The sequence below is a fragment of the Segatella sinensis genome (assembly GCF_040095255.1).
GTDB lineage: Bacteria > Bacteroidota > Bacteroidia > Bacteroidales > Bacteroidaceae > Prevotella > Prevotella sinensis.
Window position 1 is genome coordinate 1 of record NZ_JBBNGE010000089.1, and the last position, 7,078, is coordinate 7,078.

General features: G+C 37.3%; 7 protein-coding genes. 6 read left to right on the forward strand and 1 reads right to left on the reverse strand.

Annotated features, from left to right (window positions below; all coding sequences use genetic code 11):
• Window positions 1-175 precede the first annotated feature (175 nt).
• From AAAT87_RS14770 to AAAT87_RS14780, 4 genes are all read left to right on the forward strand, one after another.
• Window positions 176-1,003 carry a helix-turn-helix domain-containing protein gene (locus tag AAAT87_RS14770; RefSeq protein WP_349226844.1) on the forward strand — a complete coding sequence of 276 codons (828 nt, stop codon included), beginning with the start codon at window positions 176-178 and terminating at the stop codon, window positions 1,001-1,003.
• Window positions 1,004-2,415: 1,412 nt separating this feature from the next.
• Complete coding sequence (locus tag AAAT87_RS15605) at window positions 2,416-2,541, forward strand: hypothetical protein (protein WP_412458950.1); 126 nt, start codon at window positions 2,416-2,418, stop codon at window positions 2,539-2,541.
• Window positions 2,542-3,546: 1,005 nt separating this feature from the next.
• Window positions 3,547-4,047, forward strand: a complete 501-nt coding sequence (locus tag AAAT87_RS14775; RefSeq protein WP_349226845.1) for a DNA cytosine methyltransferase — start codon at window positions 3,547-3,549, stop codon at window positions 4,045-4,047.
• 25 nt (window positions 4,048-4,072) lie between these two features.
• Window positions 4,073-4,810: an HNH endonuclease gene (locus AAAT87_RS14780; protein ID WP_349226846.1), complete on the forward strand. Its 738-nt coding sequence runs from the start codon at window positions 4,073-4,075 to the stop codon at window positions 4,808-4,810.
• Window positions 4,811-4,821: 11 nt separating this feature from the next.
• On the opposite strand, the gene AAAT87_RS14785 is transcribed toward AAAT87_RS14780, so the two are convergent.
• Window positions 4,822-5,016 carry a hypothetical protein gene (locus tag AAAT87_RS14785; protein WP_296972829.1) on the reverse strand — a complete coding sequence of 65 codons (195 nt, stop codon included), beginning with the start codon at window positions 5,014-5,016 and terminating at the stop codon, window positions 4,822-4,824.
• Window positions 5,017-5,126: 110 nt separating this feature from the next.
• Here AAAT87_RS14785 and AAAT87_RS14790 point away from each other — a divergent pair, with 110 nt between their 5' ends.
• Window positions 5,127-6,059 carry a hypothetical protein gene (locus tag AAAT87_RS14790; protein WP_349226847.1) on the forward strand — a complete coding sequence of 311 codons (933 nt, stop codon included), beginning with the start codon at window positions 5,127-5,129 and terminating at the stop codon, window positions 6,057-6,059.
• An 8-nt stretch (window positions 6,060-6,067) separates the two neighbouring features.
• Window positions 6,068-6,907 (forward strand): RES domain-containing protein, encoded by an 840-nt coding sequence (locus AAAT87_RS14795; protein WP_349226848.1) that lies wholly within the window; start codon window positions 6,068-6,070, stop codon window positions 6,905-6,907.
• Window positions 6,908-7,078 lie beyond the last annotated feature (171 nt).

Below are 7,078 nucleotides of genomic sequence, written 5' to 3' on the forward strand. Positions count from 1 at the left end.
AGGATGAAGAAAATAAGCAAAATCAAGTTTATGCTTTATTAACGAGAAGTTTTCTATAGGGGTGCTGAGTAGTTACGAAGCGCTGGGAATCTGCTAAAATATCATAAATAATCGGGATTGTTATCAGATGGAATTGATATTTTTGTTATCTTCGCATCTAAAGTAATTTTTTAAAATGGAGATAACAGACAATATAATCATATATGAGGCAAGTGAATTTCCTCATTTTCTGATGCAACCTTTCTATTCCGACTATGTGGGAATAGTGATTTGCCATCAAGGGATGTTCCGTTTCTGTGTAGATGGAACTTCCTTTGTTGCATCTATGGGAGAGACCGTTTTTCTCTCTCCCGGAATCCTGTTTCATGTGCAGGAAGTCTCTGCAGACTTCCGATACACGTTGCTTTTTTATCGTGTGGAACAGATTCTCCACATGCTGGGAAATACCGTAGTCAGCATGCGGCTTTATTCTACGCTCTATCCCCAGTCGTGCACGGTGGCTCATACGGAATATGAGGAGATGCTGACCTCTTATGCCCGGATGCTTTTGGATTTAGAGCAGAAGGAGAAGCATGACACTTACAGTTTGCATGAGCAGAAGCTGCTTCTGATGGCGGTAACCTATCGTCTTTGCAGCATTTTTTCTGCTTCGTTCCAGAAGGAAGGTAAGGAGATGCGACGTAAGATAGAGACTTTCGAGATGTTGGTGAAGCTGATAGAGGAGAACTTCATGCGTGAGCGTACGGTAGCTTTTTATGCCGACCAGCTTTGTCTCACTCCGAAGTATCTTTCGGTGATAGTGAAGTCGGTATGTGGCAAGACGGTTCAGCAGTTGATTTTCAAGGCGATTATCCGTCGCAGCATTTATCTGATGAAGAATACGGACAAGACGATTCAGCAGATAGCCAGTGATCTCAGTTTCCCTAATGCCTCATCCTTCGGCACCTTCTTTAAAAAGCATACCGGATTGTCGCCTAAGAATTACCGGATGGGGGCGGAGTAACTTCGAAGAATCTTCGTACCTTTGCAGCACGAGTACCCGCCAAGCCTCTCAACGATGCTCAAGTGTGCGGGTTGTTTTATTTTTATACATTTCCCTTGCTGAGATTCTCGTATTTTCAAACGATTCTTATTTCTTTGGGAATATTGAAAATATGGAAGAAAATTATAATGTGTTAATAATCAAATGATTATGGTTTTGCAGGTTAATAGCGTTGAAATAGAAATTCTATAGTTGTACGACTATAACCCCTGTAGTTGTACAACTATAACTCTACAGTTGTACAACCATAGCCTATATAGTCGTACGACTACAACTTTATAGTCGTACAACTATAGGGTATTCGCTTAATTAGAAGCAGAAAATAGAGAATTCGAGATGCTCAAAACTCCCTATTTTCGTTGCTAGATTCCAAGTTTACCAGTATGTAAAATTTGGTTATAAGTATTGACAAAAATAGCACTTGTTGCAGAGAAAGATTCCTTCTGCTCCAAATGAAATAGGCTTCGATGGCGAATGAAGCCTATTTCGATCGCACATGAATCTTACTTACTTTGTATCCACTGCTTTTTGTAAAAGAAACTTTAATAATCGTAATTATCAGTGTTAAAAACCAAAGATTCATTCCGATTCTCATTATTTTTTATTACCTTTGCTCCCAAAATGGCAATTTAAAATAAAATAAAGGGTATGAGCACATCAACTAATGCGATTACTTCCGATTTGCAAGCGAAGCTTGACAAAGCGAGAGAAGAAATTCATAGTGGACAATGTATCACATTGAAGTCGCATGATGATATTGACAATTATTTTGCGAGTTTATGATTTATACAATTATTACTTCCAAGAGTACAGAAGATGTCATCAAGAAATGGAAGAAGTCCAATCCAAAGCTATTCAAAAAATATTGCAGCAACTTGCTGCAAATTCTGAATCTTCTATGCATGAAGAATTTTTATAGCATGTACCTACCATATACAGAGAAATTAGTCAGCAACTTGCTGACCAATTAGAGAAGAAAGATTTTTCACCTTGACATGGGGCAAAAAAATAGTCTCTTTGATTTGAAACGTTTTGCATCTGAAAATCCTTCATTCTCTAATTCTGCAAGCGACACTTGCAGAATTAGAGAATGAAGGAAAAGAGTATGTACAAGTACCGCTTGCACAAATATTCTGGTATCATCACATTCCATTGTTATCTAAGGTGAAAGATGAGGCACAACGTGCCTACGATATAACAGAAACAGCATAGAATGGGTGGAGTCGTGATGTGATGCTCCTCTAAATAGACAATGTATATATATATATGCTAAAGGGCATGCAATTAATAATTTTGAACAGACCTTACCACCTATTCAGTCAGACCTGGCTCGTTACATATTTAAAGACCCTTACAATTTCTCGTTCATAGGAATGGTTGCATTGCAAAATGAATTGGATATAGAAAAGGCCTTGACAAGCAAGATTACAGATTTCCTCCTTGAAATGGGACGTGGTTGTTTCCAAAATGGAAATAACCACTCAGCATGGTGCAATTGAGGAAAAAACACAAACTCACAAAGTGGTCTTCGTACCTTTGTACCAGCTAGAATCCGCCAAGCCTCTCAACGATGCTCAAATGTGCGGGTCGTTTTATTTTTATACATTTTGAACCTTCTAAACTCATTCCTTTATGAATAGTCTTATCCCATTTCAAAAGGAATACCAACATGCAGATGCTCTTGTTCAATTACTCTTGTCAAGATGACTTGCTATTGATAATCCGCTTTGATAGACGTTTTGAAATTTTTCTCTCGACGTAGCGGACTTTATCTTTCGACGGCAAAAAAATGCCCGCCTAGGAGCAATATTGTGCCCTAGTAAGGCAATAAGTGAAATGTCCCCATTCGCATTTGAAATCTACTGGATGACATATGAAACTTACAGACTTTACATCCGTTTCTTAGTAAGAGAAATAATTATTATCGCTATTATCTGTGTTAAAACCCCAAGAATTACTTCGTTTCTCATTATTTTTATTATCTTTGCCCCAAATAACAATTAAACAACATTACGAAAATTGCGCAGCTGTTTCCCGACTGCGTTACGGAGACCGTGGATGAAAGAAGCGGTCAGCCAAAGCACCTCATAGATTTCGAGAAACTCAAGCAGAATCTTTCTGATAGCGTGAGGTCAGAAAGAGCATAACGCTACCAGTTTATATGGCCCGACAAGAGCAAGGCGATTCTCCTTGACAACTCTCCTACCAATGCCGAAAGCAATGGCAGATTCCATACTGATTGGCTCAACATGATTTATCCTAGATTGAAAGTTGCTTAGATATGTTTTTACGATAAAAGATAACTTAACTCTAATATTTATTGATTTATTTTGTTCTTTCTTATTTTTTTTACTATCTTTGCAGAAATTATTATATGTAGCATATAAAGTTAGGAAAAAATAGAAATAATGAATAGATATAATGATACAAAGCCATATGTTCTTCCTCCTGAACAATCTGATATGTTACAGGAGGCGCAGATTCCAATTGTGTACCATGACGAAATGCGTGATACAAAGGGAAAATTGCGTGTATTGTCATTGTTCTCTGGCTGTGGAGGAATGGACTTGGGATTTGAGGGTATGTTCATTGCCAATCGCAAATCTTTTCCACAAGACAGTCTATATATCGACCACGCCATCAACAAGAATTGGGTGATGCAGAAAAAGATAAAGTTTAAAACTGTCTTTGCCAATGACATACTCAATGAAGCTGAAGTGGCATGGACTACCTATATGTCTCGCTTCGGGTATCAACCCGAAATGTACCATAACATCAGTATCGTAGATTTAGTAAAAATGCATAAGCAAGGCGCTGATATTTTTCCAAAAAACATTGAAGTAGTAACTGGTGGATTTCCTTGCCAAGATTTCAGCGTGGCAGGGAAGCGCAAGGGATTCAACTCAGACAAGGATGACTATGGTAAGAAACGAGAGGGGGACGAACCATCAGAAGAGACCCGTGGCAAGCTTTACTATTGGATGAAGCAAGTCATCGCTACTTAATCAATAAAACATAAAACTAAAGAATATGTCGAACTTAGAGAAATATACTGATTTGCAAGCAGACTTTTACCATTATATGGTGAAGTTTGGAGGAATTGCCAAGAAAACAAGTGGCGATTATGTGACAAGAATGAAGTTCTTGGCACACGACTATTCTTTGGATGAGACGCTAACAAAAGAAAAAATCGACGAAATTTTGCGACAAGAAGATTTCAAACGCCAAGAACGTTCTGTTTATACCAGCAAGAAAAGTCAGTCTGATTTTAGAGCAGGATTAAATAAATTCCTAGCTTTCATCAATTCTGATTACCACAAACGTATTGCTGATTCCATCATTACAGAAATCAAAGCTGTAGAAAATGACAACACTATCAAGATGACGGAAAAGGATTCAATTGTGAAATCTCGAATAGGACAAGGAATATTTAGAAAGGGACTAATTGAATATTGGCATGGTTGCGCTATTAGTCAATGTCCTTTAACGTGGATGCTCATCGCTTCTCACATCAAGCCTTGGAGGGATGCGGACAACCAAGAACGATTGGATCCCTATAATGGTTTGCTTTTACTCCCAAATTATGACAAACTATTTGATTTGGGCTATATTTCTTTCAACTCAAAAGGAAAGATTATGTATTCCAGACTGTTAGATAAGTTTGATAGGGAAACCATTGGACTAACAAACAATTTGCATTTGGTAAAACTTGAAGAACAACATTTGAAATACCTTAAATACCATAATGATAATTGCTTTTTACTATAATTACCCATAGCTCACTGTGGAGCTATGGGAGAAAGTAATTGCAATAAAGTGAGGTCCACCATTTGGACATCTGACTCAATTCTATCCACTAATTGCTTATCATAGTCAGAAAAATCCTCTGCCTTTTCTAACGCATTTGACAGAATTTGTTCTGCCTCTCGCAATTGGTCACAAAACCACTTAATGTCACTTGATACTTTTTTCATATTTATCTACGTTAATTTATGTCGCGAAAATACACAGAAAAACTGAGAAAGAAGAACTTTTTTTGCCTTTCTTATATTTTTCGCGCATTTATAAACAACTCACGAAAGCCTTGCATGAGGTTGCCCCGCAAACTCCTTTCCGCCCAGAAGAAATCAAGTTGGTTTCGGGTGCTAAGTTCCCAGACATTCAAGCAGAGCAATACTATGGCGTAGAGGTAAAAACTACCGCAAGCGACACATGGAAGTCTGTAGGTAGTAGCATCGTGGAATCTACTCGCATAGAAGATGTTTCGATGATTTATATGTTGTTTGCAAAATTGGGAGGAGACTTTGCTGAATTCCGTTGCAAGCCATACGAGGATTGTTTGGACAATATATCTCTCACCCTTCAGCCTCGCTATCAGATAGACATGGAGTTGGAAGAGAAGAAACGTGAGAACATCTTCCAAAAGATGAAAATCGACTATAATTCTTTCCGCATCCTTGAAGAAAAAGAGAAAATACAAAAGGTAAGAACATACTTCCGCTCAACAGCCAAAGAAGGCTATGAAATGCCATGGTGGATAGGTGATGAGGAATCTGAAGCATCCGTACCAATGACCATTCGATTCTTGAACGACCTTTCACTTGAAGAAAAGAAGCAGATTACTGTTCGTATGTTTATTCTCTTTCCTGAACTATTTAGCAATCAAGGAAAAACCAAGTACAAACGTGCTGCCTTGTGGCTCTGTAGCCGCCAAGCCCTCATCTGCTCCAACATCCGTGATTTTTTTACAGCAGGTGGACAAGTAACAGAAATCGGAACGCATCATTTCGACCATGCTGTTCCACAAATTTTGAAACGTCTATATGATAGCAAGGATGAAGTAATCGCTTTGTTAAGTCACCCAGACGAAGCTCTTGCTGATGACATTAACGAACTTTGGACTCTTGAATGCAACCCTATATATTATAAGACTTGTTGGTTGAATATGATGCAGAATGTATTTAATGCAAATTCTGAGTTGAAGGATATAAAAATAGAGGATTTATTGGAAAAATGATATGCATTATGGACAATTTGCAATTAGAAAAAACAATTAAGGAAATTGAGCAACTTACCCCAACACTATTAAATGAGTGTTATGGAGTATATGATAAAATATTCAGAAAACTTCCTATAATAGCTTGCGAGCCAATAGAGGAGTCTTTGCAATTTTTCAGAGTTAGGATTGCAGATAGGAGTGTGAATGAACAAATACCAAGTTCTTTTTCATATAAACCTCAAAGTCTCAATCCTAAAATAAATCGGCTAAATATGCAAGGAGAATCCATGTTCTATGGAGCATTATACCCTTATACTGCCATAAAAGAATGTGGTATTGGACAAAATCAAGATTTTTATTTATCAAGATGGTTTATACCTAAAGAGGCCCAACTGACGATGTATCGTATTTTTTCTGAACAAGAATTAGTTACAAACAAAAAAGTTGCAGGTCTAATTCAGCAAGTCACAAGCAAAGGATACAATGACTCTACTAAATTGTTATCTATTTTGTCTGAAAAACTAACATCTGAGCGAAAAGGAATAGGAAAATACAATTTTACAGCACTATATGCAAGCTATATGAGACGAAATCGTTTTCATAAGCCGCAAGATGAAACTGGAAAGAAAGTTCGTTTTATGGCAGATGGCTTTTTGTATAAAAGCGTCAAAAGCAATAATCCTGACGAAATTAATCTTGCAATATTTCCTGAAATTATTGATAAATGGGCAAGTTTAGATTTTGTTATCAAAGGAACTATCAATGAATCATACGATAAAATGTTAGGTGTTATAGGCATTTTAAATGAAGACAAAATAGTATGGAACAATACTATTAAGCCATATAATTTAATAAATCCAGAATAACATTAGACTTCAAATAGATTATTTCTATTAAACCAAGCTATAACAAAACCAGCTTTGAGTCAGAAGTTCCAAAGCTAGGGTAAACCGCCTGATTCTGGAGCAGAAAGCCACCATCATCGTAGATCATATCAGTTACAACGAGATAGAGGGAAGCTACGATTCCGCCATCTT

Coding starts and splice junctions, on each gene's coding strand:
- AAAT87_RS14780 (WP_349226846.1), top strand. CDS start 4,073: ATGTCGAACTTAGAGAAATATACTGATTTGCAAGCAGACTTTTACCAT.
- AAAT87_RS14795 (WP_349226848.1), top strand. CDS start 6,068: ATGGACAATTTGCAATTAGAAAAAACAATTAAGGAAATTGAGCAACTT.
- AAAT87_RS14770 (WP_349226844.1), top strand. CDS start 176: ATGGAGATAACAGACAATATAATCATATATGAGGCAAGTGAATTTCCT.
- AAAT87_RS14785 (WP_296972829.1), bottom strand. CDS start 5,016: ATGAAAAAAGTATCAAGTGACATTAAGTGGTTTTGTGACCAATTGCGA.
- AAAT87_RS15605 (WP_412458950.1), top strand. CDS start 2,416: ATGGTTGCATTGCAAAATGAATTGGATATAGAAAAGGCCTTGACAAGC.
- AAAT87_RS14775 (WP_349226845.1), top strand. CDS start 3,547: ATGCGTGATACAAAGGGAAAATTGCGTGTATTGTCATTGTTCTCTGGC.